We start from the raw sequence: 26987 nt of genomic DNA on the forward strand, positions 1-26987 counted from the left end.
AACGCGAAGGTCAGCCGCGGCGACCGCAGACCGGCCAGGCGCCGATGCCCTGCGAGTGCAGCACGTTCTCGGCCACCCGGATCTGCTCCTCACGGCTGGCGCTGGCCGGCGATCCCGAACCACCGTTGGCGTGCCAGGTGCTCGAGGTGAACTGCAGACCACCGGAGAAGCCGTTACCGGTGCTGATGCCCCAGTTGCCACCCGACTCGCACTGCGCGATGGCATCCCAGTTCACGCTGTACGCCTTGTGCACCGGCGGAGGGGGCGGGGCGTCCGGCGCCGGCGGCGGCGGAACGTTCGGGTCGAAGCCCACGGGAGCAGGCGGCGGGGCGTCCGGCGCCGGGGGCGGCGGCGGAACGTTCGGGTCGAAGCCCGCCGGCGCCGGCGCGGGAGGCACATCAACAGGCGCCAGGGCGTCCGGGAGCGCCGCCGGCGGCGGAACGTTGGGGTCGAAGGCCGCCGGTGCCGGCGCCGGGGCGTCCGGAGCCGGCGGCGGCGGTGCGTCGGGGGCCCCCATGGGGGGAACGTTCGGGTCAAAGCCCATCGGTTCCGCGTTGGCGGAGGGTACCGCCACCAGAGTGCCGGTGATCGCGGCGAGGATGAGCGTCTTGCGGACGTTCTTCAAATTTCTTCCTTTCGCGGTGCGCGCGCCAAAGCAGACCCACCGGGGTGGGTCGAAGGTCTTGATTGCTGCTCGAAGGTGCTCTGGGACGTGCCGTCTCGTTCAGGCACGACAGCGGCGGGCTCTCGATATGCCCGGCGGGGTACTACCCCGGGCTGCGGCACTTCCACGCCGTCCGCAGCCCCGCTCGCACGCGGGTCCGTGGATTCAATTTTTCGATTAGTTTTTCGTTAACCCGTTTCGGGCTACCAGGGACCGTACGAAACCCGGGCGCATTCGTCATCTTCGGAAAATGGATATCTCGGTTGGGTAACGAGTCGATCACGCCGCGATCGCGGAATCATTTCTGCAGGTCAGTCGCGCGTTTTGGCGCCGTGCCCATCCGTCGGAATCGCAATCGAATCGTGAGCCGAATCACGCCATTTTTGTGAGCTGGCCCACGTGTTTGCCGACGCATCGGGGCCGGTTGGAGGACGCACCGGTCCGGACCCTGCCGCAGCGAACGGGCGCAGGATACAACAAGGTACGCGAGTTTGCTTCCGACACGCCGAGCGGACGACCAGAGTGGTCATCTGACGAAACAAGCTGTACTACAACGGATTTCGCAATCTTGACGCAATTCGCAACCGTTCCAATCTCTTTCGATCGGCACCGCGTTCGGCCGGCCTACCGCGGGTTGCGTGCCGCAATTTGCCGGGCCGCCCACGAATTTCCAACGCGACCGCGCGCAGGGTTTATCCGTCGGGCGCCCGAAAACCGCTCTGCACCAAGGCGATTCGACGCCCCCCGCGCGCCGCGCCTGGACGCCATTCAGCAGATAACGATGAAAGAACAGAAAAAGGATCTCGGCCCATTTAATTGACCAATGCAAAATCGCGCAAAGAATTAAAGAAGATAGCCAGTTGCCAATTTAAATGGCGATGCCACTTGCCGTCAGGCGCGCGCCTGCGTCACCGCGCGCAGTTCGGCGTCGGTGTTGACGTTCGTCAGCGGTCGCGAATCCGGCAGCACGATCTGCTGCGCGTCGGAGGCGTCGATCAAGGCGCTCATTCGGCGCTCGCCGCCGGCGACCAGCGCGTCGATCCGGTCCGCGAGATCGGTGCGGTACACCGCGGCCAGGTAGTGGCTGCGGCCGTCCCAGGGCAACACCACCTCGGCGTTGGTCTCGGTGGCGAGGTGGACCAGGTCGTCGATGAGTTCGGCGCTCAGCAGCGGCATGTCGACGGCGCAGACGAACGCGAGCCGGGCCCCGGCCTCCGCGGCCGCGCGCAGTCCCCGCCCGGTCGCCGGCAGCGGCCCCAGCCCCCGCACCTCGTCGCGAATCACACGGGCCTGCAACGACGGAAGCGGCTGCCCCGGGGCGGCCATCACGAAGACCGGCTCGCAGCGTTGCGCCACGACGCCGACGACGTACTCGGCCAGCGTGCCGGTTCCGCCGGGCCCGGGCAGGGTGGCCTTGTCGCGGCCCATGCGCCGCGACTCACCTCCAGCGACTATTACCCCGGCCAGTGACACTGTGTCGGGCACCTGGTCGGCCACGTCAGTCGACAGTCCAGGTGTCACGCCCGCGCAGCAGCGACTGCAGCGCGGCGGAATCGAACGGCTTCGACGCCTGGGCCGCCTGGACCTGAGAGCGCGCCGCGTCGTCGTAGGTGGGCCGGCTGATGTTGCGGAAGATGCCGAGCACGGTGTGGTCGAGGTTCTGGTCCGAAAGCCGGGACAACGCAAACGCGTAGGCCGAGTCGTCGGCGTGCGCGTCGTGCACGACGATCTCGTCGGTCCTCACGTCGGCGGTCTTGGCCACCTCCAGGCTGAAGCCCGACTTCACCACGCAGTATTCGCCGTTGGCGCCGAACACGATCGGCTCGCCGTGGCGCACGTTGATCACCCGCTCCTCGGCGCCCTCCTTGCGCAGCGCGTCGAAGGAGCCGTCGTTGAAAATCGGGCAGTCCTGCAGGATTTCGACGACGGCGGCGCCCCGGTGCTCGGCGGCGGCGCGCAGCACGTCGGTCAGCCCGGCGCGGTCGGAGTCCAGCGCTCGGCCGACGAAGGTCGCCTCGGCGCCCAGCGCCAACGACACCGGGTTGAACGGCTGGTCGAGCGAGCCCATCGGCGTCGACTTCGTGACCTTGCCGACCTCCGATGTCGGCGAGTACTGGCCCTTGGTCAGCCCGTAGATCCGGTTGTTGAACAGCAGGATGGTGATGTTGACGTTGCGGCGCAGCGCGTGGATCAGATGGTTGCCGCCGATCGACAACGCGTCGCCGTCGCCGGTGACCACCCACACCGAGAGGTCCTCGCGGGCCAGCGCCAGGCCGGTCGCGATGGCCGGCGCGCGGCCGTGGATCGAGTGGAACCCGTAGGTCTCGAGGTAGTACGGGAACCGGCTGGAGCAGCCGATGCCGCTGATGAAGACGATGTTCTCGCGGCGCAGACCGAGGTCGGGCAGGAAGTTGCGGATCGTGTTGAGGATGACGTAGTCACCGCAACCAGGGCACCAGCGCACCTCCTGGTCGCTGGTGAAGTCCTTGGCCTTCTGCGGCTGGTCCTCGGCGGACACCGTGGGGACCCCGTCGTTTTTGGTCAGTCTCGGGGTGACCCCGAGATCTGCGCCAATCAGGTCGGTCATTCGCTAGCTCCCGCTCCAACCGTTGCTGCCGCCATTCTGGCGACCATCTTCTTGTCTTGCTCGATTTCGGCCAGCGTGCCGCCCAGCGCCGCGCGGATCAGACGCCCGATCTCATCCGCGAGGAAGGCGACACCCTGGACCTTGGTGACGGATTGCACGTCGACCAGGTACTTGCCGCGCAGGATCAACGCCAGCTGACCCAGGTTCATCTCCGGGCACACCACCATCGGGTAGCGCCGCAGCACGTCGCCAAGGTTCGCCGGGAAGGGGCTGAGGTTGCGCAGGTGGGCATGCGCGACCTTGATGCCCTTGCGCCGCGCGCGCCGGCAGGCCTCGCCGATCGGCCCGTAGGAGCTGCCCCAGCCGATCAGCAGCAGCTCGGCGTCGCCGGTCGGATCGTCGACTTCCAGGTCGGGCACCGCGATGCCGTCGATCTTGGCCTGCCGAATCCGGACCATGAGGTCGTGGTTGACCGGCTCGTAGGAGATGTTGCCGGAGCCGTTCGCCGCTTCCAGTCCACCGATGCGGTGCTCGAGCCCGGGGGTGCCCGGAACGGCGAATTGCCGGGCGAGCGTCTCGGGGTCGCGGTTGTACGGCTGGAACGGCTCGTCGGGCTTGGCGAACGTGTGCTGGATCGGCTCCAGCGAGCCGACGTCGGGGATCCGCCACGGCTCCGAGCCGTTGGCGATGGCGCCGTCGGACAACACGATCACCGGGGTGTGATAGGACACCGCGATGCGCACCGCCTCGATGGCGGTCTCGAAGCAGTCGGACGGCGAACGCGGCGCCACCACCGCCACCGGCGACTCCCCGTTGCGGCCGTACAGCGCCTGCAGCAGGTCGGCCTGCTCGGTCTTGGTGGGCAGCCCGGTCGACGGGCCGCCCCGCTGGACGTCGATGACCAGCAGCGGCAGCTCGGTCATCACGGCCAGGCCCAGCGCTTCGGACTTCAGCGAAATGCCTGGGCCGGACGTGCTGGTGACGCCGAGGGCGCCGCCGTAAGAGGCGCCGATCGCCGCGCAGATGCCGCCGATCTCGTCCTCGGCCTGGAAGGTGATCACGTCGAAGTTCTTGTGCTTGGACAACTCGTGCAGGATGTCCGAGGCCGGCGTGATCGGGTAGCTGCCGAGCACGACCTGGATGCCGGCCAGCTGGCCGGCGGTCACGATGCCGTAGGCCAGCGCGGTGTTGCCCGAGATCTGGCGGTATTCGCCCGCCGGCAGCGACGCCCGGGAGACCTCGTACGTGGTGCCGAACGCCTCGGTCGTCTCGCCGTAGTTCCAGCCCGCCTTGAGGGCGAGCACGTTGGCCTCGGCGATGTCGGGCTTGCGGGCGAACTTCTCGCGGATGAATTTCTCGCTGGCTTCGATCGGCCGCCCGTACATCCACGACAACAGGCCAAGCGCGAACATGTTTTTGGCGCGCTGGCCGTCCTTCTTCGACGCGCCGATGGACTCGACGGCCCCGAGCGTCAGCGTCGTCATCGCGACGGAATGAACGACGTACTCCTCGAGCTCGTCGGTCTCCAGCGGGTTCGTCACGTAGCCGACTTTGGTCAGGTTGCGCTTGGTGAACTCGTCGGAATTCGCGATGACCATGCCGCCGCGCGGCAGGTCGCCGATGTTGGCCTTGAGTGCCGCCGGGTTCATCGCGACGAGGACGTCGGGGCGGTCGCCCGCGGTCAAGATGTCGTAGTCGGCGATCTGAATCTGGAATGACGAAACCCCGGGCAATGTGCCTGCGGGGGCGCGGATCTCGGCGGGATAGTTCGGCTGGGTCGCCAGGTCGTTTCCGAAAAGGGCTGCCTCGGATGTGAACCGGTCGCCGGTCAGCTGCATGCCGTCGCCGGAGTCCCCGGCGAATCGAATGACAACCTGTTCTATGCGCGTGCGACCCGACGACCCATTCCCAGAGGAGCCACTGTGAGAATCAGACGCGGCTCCGCTGCCGTTCGGATCCACGTATCCGCCTTCCATTCGTTATCCGGATAGGCACTGCGCCGGAGCTTCAGGGTACGCGCCATTTGGGCGCTCCTTGGCCCTCGAGCTTGTGTGTCACTGGTAGTACCGATTATGGCACTTCTCTAAGGGGTGTATGAGCGTCTCGAAAGCATTGCATGCAGCGGATTTACGCTAATACCGAAGTCAGTGTGGGCTACTGGTGCGTAGCTATCAAAACTGTGGTATTGGTCACGTCCACCGCACGGACGCGCGGTGGGGTTAGGCGCTCTTGTCGCGGCGCTCGCCGCGCGACGGCTTGCGCGGCACGATCGTCGGCAGCACGTTGTCCTGCACCGTCTCCTTGGTCACCACGACCTTGGCGACGTCGTCGCGGCTCGGGATGTCGTACATCACCGGCAGCAGGACCTCTTCCATGATCGCCCGCAGGCCACGGGCGCCGGTGCCGCGGTGGATCGCCTGGTCGGCGATCGCCTCCAGCGCGTCGTCGGTGAACTCGAGCTCGACGCCGTCCATTTCGAACAGCCGCGTGTACTGCTTGACCAACGCGTTCTTCGGCTCGGACAGGATCTTGACCAACGACTCCATGTCCAGGTTGGTGACCGAGGCGACCACCGGGAGCCGGCCGATGAACTCGGGGATCAGGCCGAACTTGATCAGGTCCTCGGGCATGACGTCGGCGAAGTGATCGGTGGTGTCGATCTCGGCCTTGGAGCGCACCTCGGCGCCGAAGCCCAAGCCGCGCTTGCCGACCCGCTCGTAGATGATCTTCTCCAGCCCGGCGAATGCACCCGCGACGATGAACAGCACGTTGGTGGTGTCGATCTGGATGAACTCCTGGTGCGGGTGCTTGCGGCCGCCCTGCGGCGGGACCGACGCCTGGGTGCCCTCCAGGATCTTCAACAGCGCCTGCTGCACACCCTCGCCCGACACGTCGCGGGTGATCGACGGGTTCTCGCTCTTGCGGGCGATCTTGTCGACCTCGTCGATGTAGATGATGCCGGTCTCGGCGCGCTTGACGTCGTAGTCGGCGGCCTGGATGAGCTTGAGCAAGATGTTCTCGACGTCCTCGCCGACGTAGCCGGCCTCGGTGAGCGCGGTGGCGTCGGCGATGGCGAACGGCACGTTGAGCATCTTGGCCAGCGTCTGGGCCAGGTAGGTCTTGCCGCAGCCGGTGGGGCCGAGCATCAAGATGTTGGACTTGGTCAGCTCCACGGGCTCCGAGCGCGAGTCACGGCCCTTCTCCCCGGCCTGAATCCGCTTGTAGTGGTTGTAGACGGCGACGGCCAGGGTGCGCTTGGCGGTGTCCTGCCCGATGACGTATCCCTCCAGGAATTCCCGGATCTCGGCGGGCTTGGGCAGTTCGTCGAGCTTGACGTCGTCGGCGTCGGCGAGTTCCTCTTCGATGATCTCGTTGCAGAGGTCTATGCACTCATCGCAGATGTACACACCAGGGCCAGCAATGAGTTTCTTGACTTGCTTTTGGCTCTTCCCGCAGAACGAGCACTTAAGCAGGTCACCGCCGTCTCCGATGCGCGCCATGGTGCGTCAGTGCCTACTTCCTGTTCGCCGTTCGTCGTGCTATGCCGCATGTATTCCCCGACGCTACCCGCTTGCTTGGGCCCCCCGCGACCATTACCGCCGAATCGCGTCGTTGGTATTCGTGTCCGTTGTCTGCATGAAACATATAGGCAGACGGCGCCCCCCACTCGCCGAGACGCGCAATCCGTGTTTTGGCGTGTCGCGCTCGTTACCCGATCGAGTCCGGGGCTGCCACAACCCTACAGTTGCCGAGTGGGATTGGCTTTCGGTTTTGGCGGGCCAAACGACTCCGTACTGATCAGCGACGGCGGGCTGGCCACCGAGCTGGAAACGCGCGGGCACGACCTTTCGGATCGGCTGTGGTCGGCCAAGTTGCTGGCAGACGCACCGCAGGAGATCACCGCCGTGCACGCCGCGTTCTTTCGCGCCGGCGCCGCGATCGCGACGACGGCCAGCTACCAGGCGTCGTTCGAGGGTTTCGCGGCCCGCGGAATCGACCCGAAGGAAGCCGCCGTCCTGCTGCGCCGCAGCGTCGAGCTGGCGAAGGCCGCGCGCGACGAAGCCGGCGCGGAGGGGCTGATGGTCGCCGCCTCGGTCGGGCCGTACGGCGCGGCGCTGGCCGACGGCTCCGAATATCGCGGACGCTATGGCCTGTCCGTCGCCGCCCTGAGGCGGTGGCACCGGCCCCGCCTGGAGGTCTTGGCCGCCGCGGGAGCCGACGTGCTGGCGTGCGAGACCGTGCCCGATGTCGACGAGGCCGAGGCGCTGGTCGATCTGATCCGCTCGGCCGGTGTGCCGGCGTGGCTCAGCTACACGATCGACGGGACGACGACCCGCGCCGGGCAACCGCTGGCGGAAGCGTTCGCGGTAGCCGCCGGGGTCCCGGAGATCGTCGCGGTCGGCGTCAACTGCTGCGCGCCCGACGACGTGCTCCCCGCGATCCGGCTGGCTCGCGCCGCCTCGAAGCCGGTGGTCGTCTACCCGAACAGCGGCGAGTGCTGGGATGGACGCGCCTGGACGGGGCGGCGCACATTTTCCGCGCAACTCGCCGCGCAGTGGGTCGCTGCCGGCGCACGCATCATCGGCGGCTGCTGCCGGGTGGGGCCGTCGGAGATCGCCGAGGTTCGCCGAGCGTGTCGTCAGGGCGGAAAATCTGCCGAACACTCGCCCTGAGAGCACGCTCGGCGAAACGTCAGGCCGTCTGCGCGGAGAGCTTCCGATACTCCAGGACGGTGTCGATGATCCCGTAGTCCTTGGCCTCTTCGGCGGTCAGGATCTTGTCCCGGTCGGTGTCTTTGCGGATCACCGACGCGTCCTTGCCGGTGTGGCGGGCCAGCGTGGTCTCCATCAGCGTGCGCATCCGCTCGATCTCGGCGGCCTGAATCTCCAGATCGGAGAACTGGCCCTGGATCACGCCGGACAGCGACGGCTGGTGGATCAGCACGCGGGCGTTGGGCAGCGCCATCCGCTTGCCCGGCGTCCCGGCGGCCAGCAGCACCGCTGCCGCCGACGCGGCCTGGCCCAGGCACACGGTCTGGATGTCGGCGCGCACGTACTGCATGGTGTCGTAAATCGCCATCAGCGAGGTGAACCCGCCGCCGGGCGAGTTGATGTACATGGTGATGTCGCGGTCGGGGTCCAGCGACTCGAGCACCAGCAGCTGCGCCATGATGTCGTTCGCCGACGCGTCGTCGACCTGCACGCCGAGGAAGATGATGCGCTCCTCGAACAGCTTGTTGTACGGGTTCGACTCCTTGACGCCGAAGCTGGAGTGCTCGATGAACGACGGCAGGATGTACCGCGCCTGGGGTTGGGTTTCAGGATTCACTGGGCTTCTCCGTTGGTGATGTGGGCGGCGCGGGTGATGATGTGGTCGACGAAGCCGTATTCGAGGGCTTCCGGGGCGGTGAACCAGCGGTCGCGGTCGGAGTCGGCCTCGATGCGCTCGATCGGCTGGCCGGTGAACTCGGCGTTGAGCCGGAACATCTCCTTTTTGATGACGGCGAACTGCTCGGCCTGGATGGCGATGTCGGCCGCGCTGCCGGTGACCCCGCCGAGCGGCTGGTGCATCAGGATGCGTGCGTGCGGCAGCGCGTAGCGCTTGCCCTTGGTGCCCGCCGCCAACAGAAACTCGCCCATCGATGCGGCCATGCCCATCGCGTACGTGGCGATGTCGCACGGCGCGAGGACCATGGTGTCGTAGATCGCCATGCCGGCGCTGATCGATCCACCCGGCGAGTTGATGTAGAGGGAGATGTCCTTGGTGGCGTCCTCGGCGGCGAGCAACAGGATCTGTGCGCACAGCCGATTGGCGATTTCGTCGCTCACCTCTGAACCCAGGAAGATGATGCGCTCGGAGAGCAAGCGCTCATAGACCGAGTCCGTGAGGTTGAGACCCTGCGAGTTCGAACGCATGTCAGTCACGACTGAGTTACCTGCTTTCTCGAGTTCTTCTCTGTTCCGACCCTAACCAACCAAGCCCGCCGCGCGCCGGTCCCGTACCCCGTGAAATGGGCGCGTTCGCTCACAGCGTCATCGCCGGTCACTTGGCGTCGTCGTCGGATTCATCGGTCGCGTCGTCCTCAGCCGCGTCGGCCTCCTCAGCCTCGACAGCCTCGTCGGCCTCGTCGGCTTGGCCGCGCTTGCCGAAGAACTCGCTCGTGTCGATCGGGTTGCCTTCGGTGTCGGTGACCGTCGCCGCCTCCACCGCCGCCGCGACGGCCAGCCCGCGGCGCACGTCGGCGAACATGGCCGGAAGCTGGTTGTTCTCCTGCAGATAGGCGAACAGTTGCTGCGGCTCGATGCCGTATTGGCGGGACGTCATCACCAGCCGCTCGGTCAGGTCCTCCTGGCCGACCTGGATTTCCAGTTCGTCGGCCAGCGAGTCCAACAACAGCTGCTTCTTGAGGTCCGACTCGGCGGCGTTCTGCGCGTCGACCTCGAACTGCTGACGCGACTTGCCCTGCTCGCGCAGCGCCTCCGCGAACTTGGCCTCATCGTGCTCGAAGCTGTGCAGCGCGTTGTGCACGGCGCTTTCGACCTGGGCCCGCACGATCGCCTCGGGCAGCGGCACCTCGACCTGCTCGAGAATCGCGTCGATCGTGGCGTCGCGGATCTGCTCCGCCTGCTGTGCGCGCTTGACGCGGGCCACCTGGTCGCGGAGGTTCGAGCGCAGCTCGTCGATCGTGTCGAACTCGCTGGCCAATTGGGCGAACTCGTCGTCGGGCTCGGGCAGTTCGCGTTCCTTGATCGACCTGACGGTGACGGTGACCTGCGCGTCCTTGCCGGCGTGCTCCCCGGTCGCCAACTGCGCGGTGAACTCCTTGGACTCGTCGACGGACAGACCCACCAGCGCGTCGTCCAGGCCGACGATGAGCCGGCCGGAGCCCACCTCGTGCGACAGGCCCTCCGCGGCCGCGTTGGGCACCTCCTCGCCGTCGACGGTCGCCGACAGGTCGATCGAGACGAAGTCGCCGAGGGCCACCGGGCGCTCGACTCCCTGCAGGGTGCCGAACCGGGCGCGCAACGACTCCAGCTCGGCGTCGACGTCGTCGTCGCTGACCTCGATCGGGTCGACCGACACCTTCAGCGACCCGAGGTCGGGCAGGGCGATCTTGGGACGCACATCCACCTCGGCGGTGAACGCCAACTCCTCGCCATACTCCTTCTTGGTGACCTCGATGTCGGGCTGGCCGATCGGGTCGACCTCCGCCTCGGCGACGGCCTGTCCGTACCGGGCGGGCAGCGCGTCGTTGACGACCTGGTCGAGCATCGCCTCGCGGCCGAAACGGGCCTCGAGCAGCTTGGCCGGCGCCTTGCCGGGCCGGAAGCCGGGCAGCCGGACCTGCTTGGCCAGCTCCTTGTAGGCGCGCTGGAAGTCGGGCTCGAGTTCGGTGAACGGCACCTCAACGTTGATGCGCACCCGGGTGGGGCTCAACTGTTCGACGCTGCTCTTCACGGGTTTGCTCCTCGGTATTCGGTGGATCGGCGCAGTGTTGGTCGGGGTGACAGGATTTGAACCTGCGGCCTTCCGCTCCCAAAGCGGATGCGCTACCAAGCTGCGCTACACCCCGCGCTGACCTCGCGATCCTACGGCCCCTCGACGCCAGGCGGGCCATCGGCTTCGCAGGGACCTCGGGACCTCACGGGACGATCACAGAACCGCTTCGATTAGATTTGATGTTCGCCGCCAGATACAGTCTCGCTCGACTAAAACTTGCGGGCGTAGCTCAATGGTAGAGCCCTAGTCTTCCAAACTAGCTACGCGGGTTCGATTCCCGTCGCCCGCTCGGGCAGATGCTTGCTCGACAGAAAGGCGCCATGAGCGACGTCGAACTGAAGGGCACATGCGCGGCCGACTTCGTCGGGGTGCGCGACGCATTCGAGCGCAACTTCGTGCTGCACGCGGAGGTCGGGGCGGCCGTCGCGGTGTGGGTCGACGGGCAGCTCGTCGTCAACCTCTGGGGCGGCTGGGCCGACGCCGCCCGCACCCGGTCCTGGGAACAGAACACCCTGACGACGGTCCTGTCGGGCACCAAGGGGCTGACGGCCACCTGCATCCACCAGTTGGCCGATCGCGGCGAGCTGGACCTGCACGCGCCGGTGGCCCGGTACTGGCCGGAGTTCGGGCAGGCCGGCAAGGACGGCATCACGCTGGCCATGGTGATGAGCCACCGGTCCGGAGTCATCGGCCCGCGCACCCGAATGGGCTGGGAGCAAGTCGCCGACTGGGACTTCGTCTGCGAGCAACTCGCCGCCGCGGAACCGTGGTGGGAACCCGGCACCGCGCAGGGCTACCACATGACCACCTTCGGCTTCATCCTCGGCGAGGTGTTCCGCCGGGTCACGGGCCGCACCGTCGGTGAGTACCTGCGCACCGAGATCGCCGAACCGTTCGGGGCCGACGTCCACATCGGGCTGTCGCCGGCCGAACAACGGCGCTGCGCCGAGCGCGTCAACAAACCGCACGCCCGTGACCTGCTGGCCGAGGCGCAGGCCCCCGGCTACCCGACCAGCCTGACCGAACACCCCAAGGCGGCGCTGTCGATTTCGATGGGCTTCGCCCCCGACGACGAACTCGGCTCGCACGACCTGGAGCTGTGGCGCCAACTCGAATTTCCTGGCACCAACGGACAGGTGTCGGCGCTGGGGCTGGCGACGTTCTATAACGCGCTCGCCCAGGAGCGGCTGCTGACCCGCGAGCACATGGAACGGGTCCGGGTGGCGCAGGGCGGCTTCGAGACCGACCTGGTGCTGGGCCCGCGCGTCGCCGACCACGGATGGGGCCTGGGCTACATGCTCAACCAGCGGTGCGTCAACGGACCCAATCCGCGGATCTTCGGGCACGGCGGCCTGGGTGGCTCGTTCGGATTTGTCGACCTGGAGCACCGAATCGGCTACGCATACGTGATGAATCGCTTCGACGCCACCAAGGCCAACGCCGACCCGCGGAGCGTCGCGCTCAGCGACGAGGTCTATGCCGCGCTGGGCGTCATCGAGCGCGCCCAGACGTAAACCGCGCCCCGCCGAACGCTCGTCGGCAGGGCGCGGTCGTCGGTCAAGGGGTCAGCGATGGTCCCAGCCGGGGCCACCCGGTCCGCCGGGGCCACCCGGTCCGCCAGGTCCACCTGGTCCGCCAGGTCCACGGAAGGGCTCGGGGTGCGGGTTGGGGCCTTGTCCGCGCCAATTGTCGTGGCAATGCCCACGGTCCCAGTTATCGCCCCAGCCCGGGTCCCAGAAGTCCCCGGGGCACCACTGCGGGAACGGCCCCGGCTGCGCCTGCGCCTCGGTTGCGACGCCCAGCCCAGCCAGGCCCAGACCGACGATTATCGCGAAAACGGTTGCAACTAAACGTAAAAGGATTTTCACGGTCCCCACCAATACCCGACCGCGGCCGCGCCCAAACAGTAGACGCCAGCGTTTCTTGCTTAGAGTTTCCTGCGAACCGGCGCACCTGCGGATTTCCGGCCCGGCGCCGCCGTGAGCTCTGTCACTTCTGACAACTCGGGCACCAGAACACGTTTCGGCCCTCCAGCACTTGCGTGCGGATCGGCCCACCGCACACCCGGCACGCCTCCCCCGCGCGCCGGTACACGTAGGTACGCGGCCGCCCGGGGCGGTACGACGGCGGCCCGTGGTCGTGTTCGGGCAGCACCACGACGATCTGCCCGCGGCGCAAACCGACTTTCATCAGCGCCACCAGGTCGGTCCACGCCGCGTCGAACTCCGCCTGGCCGATCCCGCGGCCGGGCCGGAACGGATCGATGCGGTGACGGAACAGCAACTCGTTGCGATAGACGTTGCCCACTCCGGCGATCACGGTCTGGTCCATCAGCAGGGCCCCAATGGGCCTGCGCGACTTGCTGATTCGAGCCCACGGCCACGACGGGTCGGCGTCGCTGCGCAGCGGGTCGGGGCCGAGCTTGGCCACCACGTCGCTGACCTGAGCTTCGTCGATGACTTCGCACACCGTCGGGCCGCGCAGGTCGGTGCCGTAGCCGGCGCCGACGATCCGCATCCGCACCTGCCCGACCGGTTCCGGGAGGGGCGCACCCTCGGGCCGCTCCCACTCGGTGAAGGCGCCGTAGAGCCCGAGGTGCACGTGCACGATCGGGCCGCCCTCGTAGTGGTGAAACAGGTGCTTACCCCACGCGCTGGTCCGCCGCAGCACCCTCCCGTCCACGACGGCCGCCTCGAACCGGCCTTGCGGGCTGGACACCGCGACCGGCGCGCCGCCGTATCGGCGCTGATGCAGCCGGGCCAGCCGGTGCAGGGTGTGCCCTTCGGGCACCTCGGACCCTCCTAGTTCGGGCCGCCGGGCACCGGCGGCGCCTGGTGGGTGCGCTCGTACTCGGCGAGGATGTCGATACGCCGTTGGTGGCGTTCGGCTTTCGACCACTGCGCGCTCAGGAAGGCGTCGACGATGTCCAGCGCCTCCTCGACGGTGTGCATGCGGCCGCCGATGCCGATCAACTGCGCGTTGTTGTGTTCGCGGGCCAGGGTCGCGGTCTCGACACTCCACGCCAGCGCGCAGCGCGCTCCCGGCACCTTGTTCGCGGCGATCTGTTCGCCGTTGCCCGACCCGCCGAGCACGATGCCCAGGCTCTCCGGGTCGGCCACGGTGCGCGTCGCGGCCGCGATACAAAACGCCGGGTAGTCGTCCTCGGCGTCGTAGCTGAACGCGCCGCAGTCGATCGGCTCGTGCCCGCCCTGCTTGAGGTGGGCGATGATGTGCTGCTTGAGCTCGAATCCGGCGTGGTCAGAACCGAGGTAGACGCGCATGCCCGCAATCCTTACACGGGATGCTCGTCAGTCGAATTCGGGCTTCTCCGTGCGGGTCCGCTTGAGTTCGAAGAAGTGCGGGTAGGACGCGAAGGTCACCGAGGCGTCCCAGAGCTTGCCGGCTTCCTCGCCGCGCGGGATCTTCGACAGCACCGGCCCGAAGAACGCCACCCCGTTGACGTGGATGGTCGGCGTGCCGACGTCGTCGCCGACCGCGTCCATCCCCGCGTGGTGGCTCTTGCGCAGCGCCTCGTCGTAGGCCTCGCTCTGCGCGGCCTCGGCGAGTTCCGCCGGCAGGCCGGCGTCGGCCAGGGACAGCTTGATGACCTCCTCGAGGTTCTTGTTGTCCTCGTTGTGGATCCGGGTGCCCATCGCGGTGTACAGCGGGTCCAGCACTTTGGCGCCGTGGGCCTGCTCGGCGGCGATCGCCACCCGCACCGGGCCCCACGCGTGCTTCATCATCTCGCGGTACTTGTCGGGCAGGCCTTCGCGGTTTTCGTTGAGGATCGCCAGGCTCATGACGTGGAAGTGCACCTCGATGTCGCGGACCTTCTCGACCTCGAGGATCCAGCGCGACGTGATCCAGCACCACGGACACAGCGGATCGAACCAGAAATCGGCTCGGTTTTTCTCCTTGGCCTTCTCGGACATAGCGCGGTCCTCTCCTGGGGAGCAGATACGGTCAGAACACCGTTGTGCACAACCGTAGTCGCGCGGCGCGTGTTCCCGCTCCCACGCTCCGGTTACCAGGCGTTCACCAACACGTTTAAGTTGGACACGTGGCCCTTCCTAACCTCACCCGTGACCAGGCTGTCGAACGCGCCGCCCTGATCACCGTGGACAGCTACCGGATCGACCTGGACGTCACCGACGGCTCGGGGGGGCCCGGCGATCGGACGTTCCGGTCCACCACCACCGTTGCGTTCGAGGCGCTGGCCGGCGCCGACACCGTCATCGACATCGCCGCCGACGCCATCCGCAGCGCCACCCTCAACGGCCGCGAGCTCGACGTGTCCGGATACGACGAATCGAGCGGCATCCCGCTGCGCGGGCTCGAGAAGCGCAACGTCCTCGTCGTCGACGCCGACTGCCGCTACTCCAACACCGGCGAGGGGTTGCATCGCTTCGTCGACCCGGTGGACGACGAGACCTATCTGTACTCGCAATTCGAGACTGCCGACGCCAAGCGCATGTTCGCGTGCTTCGACCAACCCGACCTCAAGGCGACTTTCGACGTGCGGGTGGCCGCGCCAAAGCACTGGAAGGTGATCTCCAACGGCGCCACCGTCTCGGTGCAGGACGGCGTGCATACCTTTGCCACCACCCCGCGGATGAGCACCTACCTGGTTGCGCTGATCGCCGGCCCGTACGCCGAGTGGAAGGACGCCTACACCGACGAACACGGCGAGATCCCGCTGGGCATCTACTGCCGCGCCTCGCTGGCCGAACACATGGACGCCGAGAGGCTGTTCACCCAGACGAAGCAGGGATTCGGCTTCTACCACAAGAACTTCGGCATGCCCTACGCGTTCGGCAAGTACGATCAGCTGTTCGTTCCCGAGTTCAACGCCGGCGCCATGGAAAACGCGGGGGCGGTGACCTTCCTCGAAGACTACGTCTTCCGCAGCAAGGTCACCCGGGCTTCCTACGAGCGGCGCGCCGAGACGGTGCTGCACGAGATGGCCCACATGTGGTTCGGCGACCTCGTAACGATGACGTGGTGGGACGACCTGTGGCTCAACGAGTCGTTCGCGACCTTCGCGTCGGTGTTGTGCCAAAGCGAGGCAACCGAATTCACCGAGGCGTGGACGACGTTCGCCACCGTCGAGAAATCATGGGCGTACCGCCAGGACCAGCTTCCGTCGACGCACCCGATCGCCGCGGAGATCCCCGACCTGGCCGCCGTCGAGGTGAACTTCGACGGCATCACCTACGCCAAGGGCGCGTCGGTCCTCAAGCAGCTGGTCGCGTACGTCGGGCTGGAGCACTTCCTGGCCGGGCTGCGCGACTACTTCCGCACGCACGCCTACGGCAACGCCACATTCGGCGACCTGATCGCCGCGCTGGAAAAGGCGTCCGGTCGCGACCTGTCCGACTGGGGTCAGCAGTGGCTGAAAACCACCGGCCTGAACACGCTGCGGCCCGACTTCGACGTCGACGCCGACGGCACGTTCAGCCGGTTCGTCGTGCGGCAAAGCGGCGCCGCGCCCGGCGCGGGCGAGACGCGGGTGCACCGGCTGGCGATCGGAATCTACGACGACGATGGCTCGGGCAAGCTGGTCCGGGTCCGTCGGGAGGAACTCGACGTCGAGGGCCCGGATACCGAAGTCCCTGCGCTGGTTGGGGTTTCGCGGGGCAAGCTGATCCTGGTCAACGACGACGACCTGACCTACTGTTCGCTGCGCCTGGACGAACGGTCGCTGCAGACCGCGCTGGAGCGGATCGCCGACATCGCCGAGCCGCTGCCGCGCTCGCTGGTGTGGTCGGCCGCGTGGGAGATGACCCGCGAGGCCGAGCTGCGCGCCCGCGATTTCGTGACGCTGGTCTCCGGCGGCGTGCAGGCCGAAACCGAGGTCGGGGTGGCGCAACGCCTGCTGATGCAGGCCCAGACCGCGCTGGCGTCCTACGCCGAGCCGGGCTGGGCGCGCGAGCACGGCTGGCCGCAATTCGCCGACCGGCTGGTGGAGTTGGCGCGCGCCGCGCCGCCCGGATCGGATCACCAGCTCGCGTTCGTCAACACGCTGTGCACGTCGGTGCTGTCCACGCGACACGTCGTGACGCTGGCGGACCTGCTCGACCACGACCCGGCCGAGCTCGGGTTGGCCGGCCTGGAAATCGACACCGACCTGCGGTGGCGCATCGTGACCGCGCTGGCCGCCGCCGGCGAGATCGACGCCGACGGGCCCGCGACCCCGTTCATCGACGCCGAGGTGCAGCGTGACCCGACCGCCGCCGGCAAGCGCCACGGCGCCCAGGCCGCTGCGGCGCGGCCCCAGCTCGAGGTCAAAGAGCAGGCCTGGACGACGGTGGTCGAGGACGACACCCTGGCCAACATCACGGCCCGCTCGATGATCGCGGGCATCGCGCCGCCGGGACAGCACGAGCTGCTCAAGCCGTTCACCGCGCGCTACTTCGGGGCGATCGCCGGGGTCTGGGAACGGCGATCCAGTGAGGTCGCCCAGACCGTGGTGATCGGCCTCTACCCGCACTGGGACATCAGCGAGGCCGGCGTCGCGGCCGCCGACGAGTTCCTGAGCGACCCGCAGATTCCGCCGGCCCTGCGGCGCCTGGTGCTGGAGGGTCAGGCCGGGGTCAAGCGGTCGCTGCGCGCCCGCAAGTTCGACGCGTCCTGACCAAGACTGCGCTCAGCGCGTCGAAACGGCGCGAAACCTCGCTCTGAGCGCAGTCTCGGCGCCAAAAAACTAGGCCGGCGAAATGCCGGCGCTGAGCACGCGGATCGCGCTGACCAACCCGTCCACCAAGTGGCCCTGCTCGAACGCCGACGAGGCCGCCGCCACCCCGAGCGGCGCGGCCGACTCGGCGCCGCGGCCGCGAACCGCCGAGCCGTAGACCACCTCGATGGCGCACTGGTCGAGCGACACCGCGAGCAGCACCGCGTTGTCGGGCGTCGGCACCTTGGCCAAGATCTCGCGGGCCCGCGCGGCGGTGTCGCTGCCCAGGTCCCCGAGGTAAATGGCGAACCGTGCCCGAGACGCCCGCGAGCCGTACTTCAGCGCGTCGTCGATGGCGACCAGGTCGCTGATCGGGAACGGGTAGTCCACCGACAGCTCGCCCGGCTCGGTGACGGCCGAGATCCGCCCGCTGGTGGTAATCGCCGAACCGTAGGGCAGCTCGCTGGGCGCGATCGTCGCAACCTCACCATGTGCCACTTGCGCCACCTCCCACTGAGAACTCCGACGTGCCGTGTCCGCCGTGTGCGCCGCCGACGTCCTCGTCGGTGGCCGCCCACAGGATCGGCGGGTGCGTCCACTTCTCCGACATCTGGTAGGTCGCCGGGTGGGGTCCCTTGTGCCGGAAGATCAGCAGGGACAGCACCACGACCAGCGCCAGCGGGATTCCGATGAAGTACAGGTGAATCTCTGCAGGGCTCACGACGCAAACCGTATCCCACCGGGTGATCCACCCGCACACTTGGACACGGGATTGGTCAGGCCGCGCCCTCGCCGAGGTACCGGGCCCAGGACGGGTCCAGTTCCTTGACCGTCGACAGCAACCGCCAGTGCTGGCCCGTCGGCGGCAGCGGCGCCCGGCGCAGCGCCCAGCCCAGCTCGGTGAGCAGCTTGTCGCCCTTGCGGTGGTTGCAGGTCGAGCAGCACGCCACGCAGTTCTCCCAGGAGTGGTCGCCGCCGCGGCTGCGCGGCACCACGTGGTCGACGGTGTCGGCCTTGGCCCCGCAGTAGGCGCAGCAGAAACGGTCGCGGTGCATCAGGGCGGCGCGGGTCATCGGCACGCGCGCCCGATACGGAACCCGCACGTAGGAGCGCAGCTGGATCACCGAGGGCACCACGATCGACCTGGTCGCCGAGTGGATGACCGGCCCGGCCGGGTCGTCGTGCACCACGTCGGCCTTGCCGCAGATCACCATGACGATGGCCCGCCGCATCGGCAGCGCGGTCAGCGGCTCGTAGGTGGAATTCAGCAGGAGCACGCGCCGCCGGCTCCAGATCGACGCGGTTTCGTGCCGGGTGGGCGGGTGCGTATCGACGCTGTGCAGGGGTGACGCGCTATGGAGGGATGACGCGGTTGGGGGCCCGGTTAACCCTGCCGCGGCACCGGAACTGCGGTGGCTGCGGCGTCTCTTGCCATGCGCCATAGATCCTCCGCGGATAGTCCACCATGATTCGCCGCCAAACGCACCCTTATTGCTGGTGCGCGCCGTGACGAACCGGTGAACAGAAGTCGCGACCCGGGCCCGTTCGCCCTTGCCATCGCGCTGATGCACCACAATGGAGGGGATGGATCAGGAGAGCTTTTACGACGCCGTCGGCGGTGCCGAAACCTTCAATGCGATCGTGTCGCGGTTTTACGCGCAGGTCCCGGAGGACGAGATTCTTTCTCAGCTGTATCCCGCGGACGACCTGGCCGGCGCCGAGGAGCGGCTGCGGATGTTCCTCGAGCAATACTGGGGCGGCCCGCGCACCTACTCCGACCGGCGCGGGCATCCGCGGCTGCGGATGCGGCACGCCCCGTTCCGGATCACCCCCATCGAGCGCGATGCCTGGCTGCGGTGCATGCACACCGCCGTCGCCTCCATCGACTCGCAGACTCTCGACGACGCGCACCGCCGGGAGTTGCTTGAATACCTGGACATGGCCGCGCACTCCCTGGTCAATTCATCGTTCTGATCCCCAGTAACCGAACGGAGCAGCATGAGCCCCGAGCCGTGGTGGTTGAGCGCGGTCTTCTACCAGGTGTATCCGCGGTCGTTCGCCGACAGCGACGGCGACGGCGTCGGCGATCTGGACGGGGTGACCGCCCGCCTGGATTACCTGAAGCAGCTGGGTATCGACGCGATCTGGCTCAACCCGGTCACGGTTTCCCCGATGGCCGACCATGGCTATGACGTCGCCGACCCGCGCGACATCGACCCGCTGTTCGGCGGGATGGCCGCGATCGAGCGGCTGATCGCGGAGGCCCACGAGCGGGGCATCAAGATCACCATGGACGTGGTGCCCAACCACACCAGCTCGGCGCACCCGTGGTTTCAGGCGGCACTGGCCGCCGGCCCGGGCACCGACGCGCGCGAGCGCTACTTCTTTCGCGACGGGCGCGGTCCCGACGGGGAGCTGCCACCCAACAACTGGACGTCGGTGTTCGGCGGGTCGGCCTGGACCCGCGTCGTCGAACCGGACGGAAATCCCGGCCAGTGGTACCTGCACCTGTTCGACGTCGAGCAGCCCGATCTGAACTGGGACCACCCGGACGTCTTCGACGACTTCGAGAAGACGCTGCGCTTCTGGCTGGAACGCGGCGTGGACGGCTTCCGCATCGACGTGGCGCACGGGATGGCCAAGCCGCCCGACCTGCCCGACGCGAAGGACGACGTCAAGGTGTTGAGCCACAGCGATGACGACCCGCGCTTCAACCACCCGAGCGTGCACGAGATTCACCGCGGAATCCGCACGATCGTCGACGACTATTCCCCGGCGGTGACCATTGGCGAGGTCTGGGTGATGGACAACCTGCTGTGGGCCGAGTATCTGCGCCCGGACGAACTGCATCTGGGCTTCAATTTCCGGCTCACCAAGATCGACTTCGATGCGCGCGAAATCCACGACGCGATCCAGAACTCGCTGGACGCCACCGCACTTGAGAACGCCACCCCGACCTGGACGCTGTCCAACCACGACGTGGGCCGGGAGGTCACCCGTTACGGCGGTGGCCAGATCGGGCTGCGCCGCGCGCGGGCGATGGCGATGGTGATGCTGGCCCTGCCGGGCGCGGTATTCATCTACAACGGTGAGGAACTGGGCCTGCCCGACGTCGTGGACCTGCCCGAGGAGGTGCTCCAGGACCCGACGTGGGAACGCTCCGGGCATACCGAACGCGGCCGCGACAAGTGCCGGGTCCCGATTCCGTGGTCGGGCGACGCTCCCCCGTTCGGCTTCTCCACATCCGCCGACACCTGGTTGCCGATGCCCGCGGACTGGGCGGGCCTGACGGTCGAAAAGCAGCTCGGCGATCCCGACTCGACGCTGTCCTTCTACCGGCGGGCCCTCAAATTACGCAGGGAGCGAACCGAATTCGAGGGCGGCGAGCTCGAATGGCTGGCCGCCGAGGACGACTTGCTGATCTTCAAGCGCCACGGCGGAGCCCTGGTGTGTGCGCTGAATGCGGGCACTCTGCCGATGGCCCTGCCGCCCGGAGAAGTGATCCTGGCCAGCGCGCCGTTGGTCGACGGCAAGTTGCCGCCGGACGCGGCCGCCTGGCTGGTCTGAGCACCCCGAGCCCGTCAGTGCAGAACCAGCGCCGCGTGTGCGCGGCGCCGGTACACCGAGCCGAACTTCGCATCGACTCGCAGCCAGGTGGGCAGGATGCGGACCCGGACCATCTCGTCGGCGCCGATGGCATCCGGCGACTGGGGCAGGAAACCCATTGCGGTCAAGGCGAACACGCAGCGCATCGGCAGCCCCACGCTGGCATCGGCCGAGCTGACCCGGATGACCTCCTGGTCGAGCAGCGACACCGGCGGACCGTGAGAGCTGCCGTGCTCCTTGGCGAGCTGCGCGCCGCGCTGCGCCAGGTCCAGCATCACCCGGGCGGGCACGTCGTCGAGGTGGGTGAAGCCGGATTCGGGGGGCAGCGCCCCCCGCCACGCGGAGTCCATCGCGAAGCCGGGATCGACGTAGCCCTCCGCGTCCATCGCCGCCAGGCCGCTCGCCAGCCCGTCCGCCCCGACCGACAGATCGTCGGGCCGCACCCGGCCGACCACCACCCGGCTGGCCAGCACGTCGAAACCTGTTGCCACCCAAGCGGTCAGCAGTCCGGCGGATCGGGTCCGCAGCCGGATGACCGCGGCGTCGTCCAGGCGCATCGCGTGATCGACGAACGTGGCGAGGTCCCCGCGGTGGGCGGCGTCACTGAGCCAGAGCCCGCGTTCGCTTATTCCCTGAGCCACCGTTGCAGATACTCCCGATGCTGAGGTGAAAGCCTGAACAGCCGCTGCTCCTCGATGTGCACGGCGGCCAGCTGTGTCTCGGCGATGACCGCGGGCTTCGACGCGGGATCGGCGTTGACCGGGCGCACCTCGTAGCCGAGCGTGAAGTCGACCGTCCGGTGCTGTTTGGTCCAAATCGTCACCTGCAGAGGCGAATCCGCCAGGCGCAGCTGACTCTTGTAGGTGACCCGCACGTCGGCGATCAGCAACCCGATGGTCGTGACGTCGGCGGCGAACGGCTCCTTGAGGAACTGCACCCGCGCCTCTTCGAGGATCGTGACCATGGTGGCGTGATTGACGTGCTGATACATGTCGATGTCCGACCAGCGCACGGGCACCGGCGCGACGAAGCCAACGCTCAACTCGAGGATCCCCTGCCGCTGGTGCGCGTCATCCGGCGGATCTGCCGCGCGGCGACCGACAGCGTCGCGAGATCCTTTGCCCCGCTTTCCTGGATCTCGTTTAGCGTGCGACGCGCCCGCTCCACCCGTGACGCGCTGATGTGTTCCCACTCGCCGATCTTCTCTTCGCCGCTTTCGTCGGGCTCGCCGACGGCCAGCACATCGAAGCACAGCGATCGCAGCGACGCGTAGATGTCGTCACGAATCGCCAAGCGCGCCAACGACTGCCAGCGATCGTGGCGGGGCAACTCCGAGACGGCCGTCAGCAGGCTGTCGGTGCGCAGCCGGTCCATCAGGGCGAAATAGGTGTCGGCGACTTCCGCGGTGTCCATTTCGGTGATGTCCGCGACGTCGATGATGTCGAGCAGGCTGTAGCGGTACAGGCCGGCGGCCACCATGTAGGCCAGCTCCTTCGGGGCGCCCTGCGAGGCGAATTCCGCGGCTTCCTTTTCCACGATCGCCTTGTCGTCGCCGCGCAGCCACTCCGACATCCTGGGCGTCAGCTCCCTGACCTTGGCGGCGAACCGGTTGATCTCGGCGCCGACGGCCAGCGGCTGCGGCCGGTAGTTGAGCAGCCAGCGCCCGGCGCGGTCGATCAGCCGCCGGGTGTCCAACGTCAGCCGGTCCGACAGCGCGACGGGAACGCTCGCCGCGCGGATCTGCCGCCAGATCTCGCTCACCCCGAAGATGGCATCGGTGGCGACGTAGGTGCGCACCGCGTCGATCGGGCCCACGCCGACGTCCTCGGTGATGCGGAAGGCGTAGCTGATGCCCGCGGCGTCCACCAGGTCGTTGATCAGCATGGTGGTGACGATCTCCCGGCGCAGCTGGTGGCCGCGGATCTCCGGGGTGAACCGCTCGCGCAGCTGCGTCGGGAAGTACTGCGGCAGCCGGGAGGCGAAGACGTCCTGCTCGGGCAGTTCGGTGGTCAGCATCTCCTCCTTGAGCGCCAGCTTGACGTGGGCCATCAAGGTGCACAGCTCGGGAGAGGTGAGCCCGATGCCGACGTCGATGCGCCGGTGGATTTCCTTCTCCGACGGCAGCGCCTCCAGCTCCCGGTTGATGCCGTGTTCTTCGAGGTACTTGATTTGCATCGCGTGCACCGGCAGCAGGCTGGCCGCGTTGGCGCGGCTGGTGCCGATCAGGTCGTTCTGGTCCTCGTTGTCGAGCAGCACCAGCCGCGCGACCTCGTCGGTCATCGACTCCAACAGCTCCTTGCGCTCCTCGGCCTTGACCTTGCCGGCGGTGACCAGCGAGTCGATCAGGATCTTGATGTTGACCTCGTGGTCGGAACAGTCCACGCCCGCGGAGTTGTCCATCGCGTCGGTATTGATCCGCCCGCCCGACAGATCGAACTCGACGCGGCCCCGCGCCGTCACCCCCAGGTTGCCGCCCTCACCAATGACCTTGGCGCGCACCTGATTTGCGTTCACCCGCACCGGGTCGTTGGCGCGGTCGCCGACGTCGGCGTCGGACTCGGATTCGGCCTTGATGTAGGTGCCGATGCCGCCGTTGAACAACAGGTCGACGGGCGCCTGCAGGATCGCCTTCATCAGGTTGGGCGGGGACATCTCGGTGATGTCGGCGTCGCCCGGGTCGTCGATGCCCAGCGCGTCGCGGACCTGCGGGCTGATCGGGATGGCCTTCTGGTCGCGGTTGTACACCCCGCCACCCTCGCTGATCAACGACTTGTCGTAGTCGTCCCAGCTGGACCGCGGCAGGTTGAACATCCGTTGCCGTTCCCGCCACGACACCGCCGGGTCGGGGTCGGGGTCTAAGAAGATGTGCCGGTGGTCGAAGGCGGCGAGCAGCCTGATGTGCTTGCTCAGCAGCATGCCGTTGCCGAACACGTCGCCGCTCATGTCGCCGACGCCGACGACGGTGAAGTCCTCGGTTTGGGTGTCGACCCCCATCTCCCGGAAATGGCGTTTGACCGCCTCCCACGCGCCCCTGGCGGTGATGCCCATCGCCTTGTGGTCGTAGCCCACCGAGCCGCCGGACGCGAACGCGTCCCCCAGCCAGAACCCGTAGGACTTGGCGACGTCGTTGGCGATGTCGGAGAACGTGGCGGTGCCCTTGTCCGCGGCCACCACCAGGTACGCGTCGTCGCCGTCGCGCCGGATCACCTCGGGTGGCGGGCTGACCTTTTTCGTCGCGTGGTCGACGTTGTCGGTGACGTCGAGCAGCCCCGAGATGAACAGCTGATAGCAGGCGACGCCCTCGGCGCGGCTGGCGTCGCGGTCGACGGCGGCCTCACCGGTCGGCAGGGGCGGCCGCTTGACGACGAACCCGCCCTTGGCCCCGACCGGCACGATGACGGCGTTCTTCACCGCCTGCGCCTTGACCAAACCCAAGATCTCGGTGCGGAAGTCGTCGCGGCGGTCGGACCAGCGCAGTCCCCCGCGGGCCACCGGGCCGAACCTCAGGTGCACGCCCTCCACCCGCGGCGAGTACACGAAGATCTCGTATTTGGGACGCGGCAGTGGAAGTTCGTCGATCAGTTGGGCATCGAGCTTGAGCGCCAACACGTTACGGGCGCGGGCGGATCCCTCGCGGGTCACGAAGTAGTTGGTCCGCAGGGTGGCCTGCACCAGCGACGCGAACGCGCGCAGGATGCGGTCGGTGTCCAGGCCGACCACCGCGTCGATGTCCGCGGCGACCGCGGCGGCGGCGGCTTGCGCGTCGCGACTCGTCGGCGACCCCGAAGCCCTCGGGTCGAAGAGCGCCTCGAACAGGGTGACCAGCGACCGCACGGTGGAGGGATGCTCGCTCAGCACCGATTCGATGTGGGACTGGCTGTACGGAAAGCCGGCCTGCCGCAGGTATTTCGCGTAGGCGCGCAGCAGCACGACCTGCTGCCAGGTCAACCGCGCGCGCATCACCAGTTCGTTGAACCGGTCGATCTCGACGCGGCCCTGCCAGATGGCGGTGACCGCGTCGGCGAATCGCTCTGCGGTGGCGTCCCGTTCGGCCGCCGTCCTGGCCAGCGGGATCGTCGGGTGCGGCTGGATCTTGAACTGGTAGATCCATACGTCCAGGCCGTCCTGCCGGGCGACGGTGAACGGTCGCTCCTCGAGCACCACGACGCCCATGCTCTGCAGCATCGGCAGCAGCTGGCTCAACGAGGCGGTGTGACCGCCCACGAACCAGGTCAGCTGGGCGGCCGCGTCCTCGCCGCGCTCGGAGAACACCAGCTTGACCGAATCATCGGACAGCTCTTTGATGATCGCGATGTGCTCGATGGCATCGTCGGGCGTGACCGCCTGCTTGTAGACCTCGGAGAAGGCGGCGGCGTAATGCTCGGCGTCGGCGTGCGAGACGGGCCCGTCGGAGAGATCGGCCGCGGCGGCGATCAGGCGGTCCCCCCAGGTGCGGGCGGCTTCGCTGAGCATCCCCTGGATCCGGATGCGGTTGTCTTCCGAGACGTCGACGGCGGCCGCATTTTCGGGCAGCCGGACCATGAAATGCATTAGCGCCCAGGGCGATTCGCTGACCCGCGCGGTGAATTCCAGTCGTGTACCGCCGAATTCGCGGACCAGGATGTCCTCGATCTGCAGCCGAACCGGGGTGGTGTAGCGGTCGCGCGGCACATAAACCAGGCACGAGACGAAGTACTGCAGGCGGTCGGCCCGCAGGAACAACAACGCTCGCCGCTGCGATCCCAGGTCCACCACCGCTTTGGCCATCGTCAGGAGCCGTTCGGCGCTCAGCGTGAACAACTCCGAGCGCGGGACGGTCTGGATGACGTCCAGCAGCAGCTGCCCTGGGTGAATCGGGTCGCCGTCGGCCATCGCGAGCGCCTCGCGGACCCGGCTCGAGACCGTCGGGATGTCCAGGACGTCCGCGTTCATCGCGGCGACCGTGAAGAGTCCGACGAAGCGGTGCTCGAAGACTTCGCCGCCGGCGCCGTATTCGCGAACCGCGATCGCGTACGGATACGCGCCGTAGCGCAGGTAGCTGCCCACCACGGATTGGGCGAGCACCAGTAGGTGGTCGTCGTCCGTCAATCGGGGGCGCGAACCGGTGCGCGTGCGCAGCACCCCGAGGCCGGTGGCGCCGTCACCGGAAACGACGTTTTCGTGCACGCGGGCACGCTGATAGCCGAGCAGCAGGAAGTTTCCGTTGCCCAGCCAGCGCAGCAGCTGGGCAACGTCCTCGCGGTCCGGCGCCGAATATTGGTCGGGAGAGTTGGTTTGGACGGCCTCGGCCAGATCGCTCAGGGTGGCGATCATGGTCGACGCGTCCGTCGCGACCTGCTCGACGTCGCTCAGCACCTTGGGCAGCAGGCGGTCGACCTCAGCGAGAACCTTGCTGTCGACGGACGGCGACAGTGGGACATAGATCCACGCCTCGCCGTCGTATTGCGACGCGCCGGGGGCTTTGGGTTCGACGCTGATGAGGTCGCCCGTCGCGCTGCGGTGCACGTCGAAGACCGGGGTCATGATGCCGGCGTAGGCGACGCCGAGCCGGTGCAGCAGCACGGTCACCGAGTCCAGCAGCATGCTGCCGTGATCGGTGACGACCTGAAGGGCGGGCCCGAATCCCTCGGGGTCGTCCGCCCCGTGGACACAGACGCAGCTCCCGCGTTCGGCGCGGCACTCCGCGAGCCGATAGTGGGCGCGCAGCATCGCGGGGGTCACCAAGGCCGCGGGGTCGACGGGACCGGGCTCCGCCGCTCCCGGTTCGTCACCGCGGGGGCCTCGATAGCTCTCGATGTAGGCGTTGGCGATCCAGTCGGGAATGTCGTCACTCGTGGAGAACGTGGTCCACGGCTTGAGATCCTGCCTAGCACCGGGATCGATCGTCATGCCGATTGCTCCCAACTCGCGACGGATGCCACTCTGCGCCCGATCGCCCCGCGTCTCAGCGGGGCAGT

The 26987-nt window shown here is 67.8% G+C and carries 22 protein-coding genes, 2 tRNA genes and 1 pseudogene; 6 read left to right on the forward strand and 19 right to left on the reverse strand.

Annotated features, from left to right (window positions below; translation table 11 throughout):
- Positions 1-10: 10 nt before the first annotated feature.
- The 5 genes from AC5Y2S_RS13465 to clpX all read right to left on the reverse strand — a co-directional run bounded on the left by AC5Y2S_RS13465 (position 11) and on the right by clpX (position 6751).
- The gene (locus AC5Y2S_RS13465; RefSeq protein WP_499956629.1) at positions 11-625 is read right to left on the reverse strand and encodes a transglycosylase family protein; all 615 of its coding nucleotides are present in this window, start codon (positions 623-625) and stop codon (positions 11-13) included.
- Positions 626-1555: 930 nt separating this feature from the next.
- Positions 1556-2161 (reverse strand): molybdenum cofactor guanylyltransferase, encoded by a 606-nt coding sequence (gene mobA / locus AC5Y2S_RS13470; protein WP_499956630.1) that lies wholly within the window; start codon positions 2159-2161, stop codon positions 1556-1558.
- A 1-nt stretch (position 2162) separates the two neighbouring features.
- The gene (locus AC5Y2S_RS13475; RefSeq protein WP_499956631.1) at positions 2163-3251 is read right to left on the reverse strand and encodes a 2-oxoacid:ferredoxin oxidoreductase subunit beta; all 1089 of its coding nucleotides are present in this window, start codon (positions 3249-3251) and stop codon (positions 2163-2165) included.
- Complete coding sequence (locus tag AC5Y2S_RS13480; RefSeq protein WP_499957041.1) at positions 3248-5212, reverse strand: 2-oxoacid:acceptor oxidoreductase subunit alpha; 1965 nt, start codon at positions 5210-5212, stop codon at positions 3248-3250. The genes AC5Y2S_RS13475 and AC5Y2S_RS13480 overlap by 4 nt, the downstream gene beginning before the upstream one ends.
- Positions 5213-5470: 258 nt before the next feature.
- Entirely contained in the window at positions 5471-6751 is a 1281-nt protein-coding gene (clpX, locus tag AC5Y2S_RS13485; RefSeq protein WP_499907457.1) for an ATP-dependent Clp protease ATP-binding subunit ClpX, read from the reverse strand.
- Positions 6752-7003: 252 nt separating this feature from the next.
- Between clpX and mmuM the strand changes: the two genes are divergently transcribed.
- Positions 7004-7924 carry a homocysteine S-methyltransferase gene (gene mmuM / locus AC5Y2S_RS13490; RefSeq protein WP_499956632.1) on the forward strand — a complete coding sequence of 307 codons (921 nt, stop codon included), beginning with the start codon at positions 7004-7006 and terminating at the stop codon, positions 7922-7924.
- Between the two features lie 19 nt (positions 7925-7943).
- Here the strand turns inward: mmuM and clpP2 are convergent, their stop codons facing one another.
- From clpP2 to AC5Y2S_RS13510, 4 genes and pseudogenes are all read right to left on the reverse strand, one after another.
- Entirely contained in the window at positions 7944-8579 is a 636-nt protein-coding gene (gene clpP2 / locus AC5Y2S_RS13495) for an ATP-dependent CLP protease proteolytic subunit ClpP2 (protein ID WP_067007947.1), read from the reverse strand.
- Positions 8576-9181 (reverse strand): annotated as a pseudogene (locus AC5Y2S_RS13500) (ATP-dependent Clp protease proteolytic subunit); the annotation flags it as partial. The pseudogene AC5Y2S_RS13500 and the gene clpP2, both read right to left, overlap by 4 nt.
- Positions 9182-9293: 112 nt before the next feature.
- A complete protein-coding gene (gene tig / locus AC5Y2S_RS13505) occupies positions 9294-10709 on the reverse strand; it encodes a trigger factor (protein ID WP_499956633.1) in 1416 nt (471 codons plus the stop codon).
- A gap of 38 nt (positions 10710-10747) precedes the next feature.
- Positions 10748-10824: transfer RNA gene (locus tag AC5Y2S_RS13510), tRNA-Pro, on the reverse strand.
- A gap of 145 nt (positions 10825-10969) precedes the next feature.
- Between AC5Y2S_RS13510 and AC5Y2S_RS13515 the strand changes: the two genes are divergently transcribed.
- A tRNA-Gly gene (locus AC5Y2S_RS13515) sits at positions 10970-11040 on the forward strand.
- 31 nt (positions 11041-11071) lie between these two features.
- Positions 11072-12265 carry a serine hydrolase domain-containing protein gene (locus tag AC5Y2S_RS13520; RefSeq protein WP_499956634.1) on the forward strand — a complete coding sequence of 398 codons (1194 nt, stop codon included), beginning with the start codon at positions 11072-11074 and terminating at the stop codon, positions 12263-12265.
- Positions 12266-12316: 51 nt separating this feature from the next.
- Here AC5Y2S_RS13520 and AC5Y2S_RS13525 read toward each other — a convergent pair whose 3' ends face one another.
- From AC5Y2S_RS13525 to AC5Y2S_RS13540, 4 genes are read right to left on the reverse strand one after another with little or no spacing between them, the layout of a single operon-like run.
- A complete protein-coding gene (locus AC5Y2S_RS13525) occupies positions 12317-12808 on the reverse strand; it encodes an Mtp family mycobacterial-type pilin (RefSeq protein WP_499956635.1) in 492 nt (163 codons plus the stop codon).
- On the reverse strand, positions 12741-13541 hold the full coding sequence (locus AC5Y2S_RS13530) for an Fpg/Nei family DNA glycosylase (protein ID WP_499956636.1): 801 nt from the start codon (positions 13539-13541) through the stop codon (positions 12741-12743). The genes AC5Y2S_RS13525 and AC5Y2S_RS13530 overlap by 68 nt, the downstream gene beginning before the upstream one ends.
- An 11-nt stretch (positions 13542-13552) precedes the next feature.
- Positions 13553-14032 carry a ribose-5-phosphate isomerase gene (locus AC5Y2S_RS13535; protein WP_499956637.1) on the reverse strand — a complete coding sequence of 160 codons (480 nt, stop codon included), beginning with the start codon at positions 14030-14032 and terminating at the stop codon, positions 13553-13555.
- Between the two features lie 27 nt (positions 14033-14059).
- Positions 14060-14683, reverse strand: a complete 624-nt coding sequence (locus tag AC5Y2S_RS13540) for an Rv2466c family mycothiol-dependent reductase (protein WP_499956638.1) — start codon at positions 14681-14683, stop codon at positions 14060-14062.
- A 128-nt stretch (positions 14684-14811) separates the two neighbouring features.
- On the opposite strand from AC5Y2S_RS13540, the gene pepN reads away from it, so the two are divergent.
- Positions 14812-17385 carry an aminopeptidase N gene (gene pepN, locus AC5Y2S_RS13545; RefSeq protein ID WP_499956639.1) on the forward strand — a complete coding sequence of 858 codons (2574 nt, stop codon included), beginning with the start codon at positions 14812-14814 and terminating at the stop codon, positions 17383-17385.
- A gap of 69 nt (positions 17386-17454) precedes the next feature.
- On the opposite strand, the gene AC5Y2S_RS13550 is transcribed toward pepN, so the two are convergent.
- The 3 genes from AC5Y2S_RS13550 to AC5Y2S_RS13560 are packed head-to-tail and all read right to left on the reverse strand — an operon-like array spanning position 17455 to position 18866.
- Positions 17455-17922 carry a DUF5130 domain-containing protein gene (locus AC5Y2S_RS13550; RefSeq protein ID WP_499956640.1) on the reverse strand — a complete coding sequence of 156 codons (468 nt, stop codon included), beginning with the start codon at positions 17920-17922 and terminating at the stop codon, positions 17455-17457.
- Complete coding sequence (ctaJ, locus tag AC5Y2S_RS13555) at positions 17909-18145, reverse strand: aa3-type cytochrome oxidase subunit CtaJ (protein ID WP_499907476.1); 237 nt, start codon at positions 18143-18145, stop codon at positions 17909-17911. Before ctaJ ends, AC5Y2S_RS13550 begins: the two co-directional genes overlap by 14 nt.
- Positions 18146-18200: 55 nt before the next feature.
- A complete protein-coding gene (locus AC5Y2S_RS13560; protein ID WP_499907478.1) occupies positions 18201-18866 on the reverse strand; it encodes an HNH endonuclease in 666 nt (221 codons plus the stop codon).
- A gap of 142 nt (positions 18867-19008) precedes the next feature.
- On the opposite strand from AC5Y2S_RS13560, the gene AC5Y2S_RS13565 reads away from it, so the two are divergent.
- Complete coding sequence (locus AC5Y2S_RS13565) at positions 19009-19398, forward strand: globin (RefSeq protein WP_499956641.1); 390 nt, start codon at positions 19009-19011, stop codon at positions 19396-19398.
- 24 nt (positions 19399-19422) lie between these two features.
- The gene (locus tag AC5Y2S_RS13570; RefSeq protein ID WP_499956642.1) at positions 19423-20991 is read left to right on the forward strand and encodes a glycoside hydrolase family 13 protein; all 1569 of its coding nucleotides are present in this window, start codon (positions 19423-19425) and stop codon (positions 20989-20991) included.
- A 14-nt stretch (positions 20992-21005) separates the two neighbouring features.
- Here the strand turns inward: AC5Y2S_RS13570 and AC5Y2S_RS13575 are convergent, their stop codons facing one another.
- Genes AC5Y2S_RS13575 through AC5Y2S_RS13585 form a run of 3 tightly spaced genes read right to left on the reverse strand, consistent with a single transcriptional unit; the run spans position 21006 to position 26919 of the window.
- Positions 21006-21659, reverse strand: coding sequence for a DUF8010 domain-containing protein (locus AC5Y2S_RS13575; protein WP_499957042.1), 654 nt, complete (start codon positions 21657-21659; stop codon positions 21006-21008).
- Positions 21656-22072 (reverse strand): acyl-CoA thioesterase, encoded by a 417-nt coding sequence (locus AC5Y2S_RS13580; protein ID WP_499907484.1) that lies wholly within the window; start codon positions 22070-22072, stop codon positions 21656-21658. The genes AC5Y2S_RS13575 and AC5Y2S_RS13580 overlap by 4 nt, the downstream gene beginning before the upstream one ends.
- Positions 22069-26919 carry an NAD-glutamate dehydrogenase gene (locus tag AC5Y2S_RS13585; RefSeq protein WP_499956643.1) on the reverse strand — a complete coding sequence of 1617 codons (4851 nt, stop codon included), beginning with the start codon at positions 26917-26919 and terminating at the stop codon, positions 22069-22071. The genes AC5Y2S_RS13580 and AC5Y2S_RS13585 overlap by 4 nt, the downstream gene beginning before the upstream one ends.
- Between the last annotated feature and the right edge of the window lie 68 nt (positions 26920-26987).

It is taken from the genome of Mycobacterium sp. NGS69 (genome assembly GCF_059812165.1).

Coding starts and splice junctions, on each gene's coding strand:
- clpX (WP_499907457.1), bottom strand. CDS start 6,751: ATGGCGCGCATCGGAGACGGCGGTGACCTGCTTAAGTGCTCGTTCTGC.
- AC5Y2S_RS13540 (WP_499956638.1), bottom strand. CDS start 14,683: ATGTCCGAGAAGGCCAAGGAGAAAAACCGAGCCGATTTCTGGTTCGAT.
- AC5Y2S_RS13475 (WP_499956631.1), bottom strand. CDS start 3,251: ATGACCGACCTGATTGGCGCAGATCTCGGGGTCACCCCGAGACTGACC.
- AC5Y2S_RS13535 (WP_499956637.1), bottom strand. CDS start 14,032: ATGCGCGTCTACCTCGGTTCTGACCACGCCGGATTCGAGCTCAAGCAG.
- AC5Y2S_RS13520 (WP_499956634.1), top strand. CDS start 11,072: ATGAGCGACGTCGAACTGAAGGGCACATGCGCGGCCGACTTCGTCGGG.
- AC5Y2S_RS13585 (WP_499956643.1), bottom strand. CDS start 26,919: ATGACGATCGATCCCGGTGCTAGGCAGGATCTCAAGCCGTGGACCACG.
- AC5Y2S_RS13560 (WP_499907478.1), bottom strand. CDS start 18,866: ATGGCGCATGGCAAGAGACGCCGCAGCCACCGCAGTTCCGGTGCCGCG.
- AC5Y2S_RS13570 (WP_499956642.1), top strand. CDS start 19,423: ATGAGCCCCGAGCCGTGGTGGTTGAGCGCGGTCTTCTACCAGGTGTAT.
- AC5Y2S_RS13565 (WP_499956641.1), top strand. CDS start 19,009: ATGGATCAGGAGAGCTTTTACGACGCCGTCGGCGGTGCCGAAACCTTC.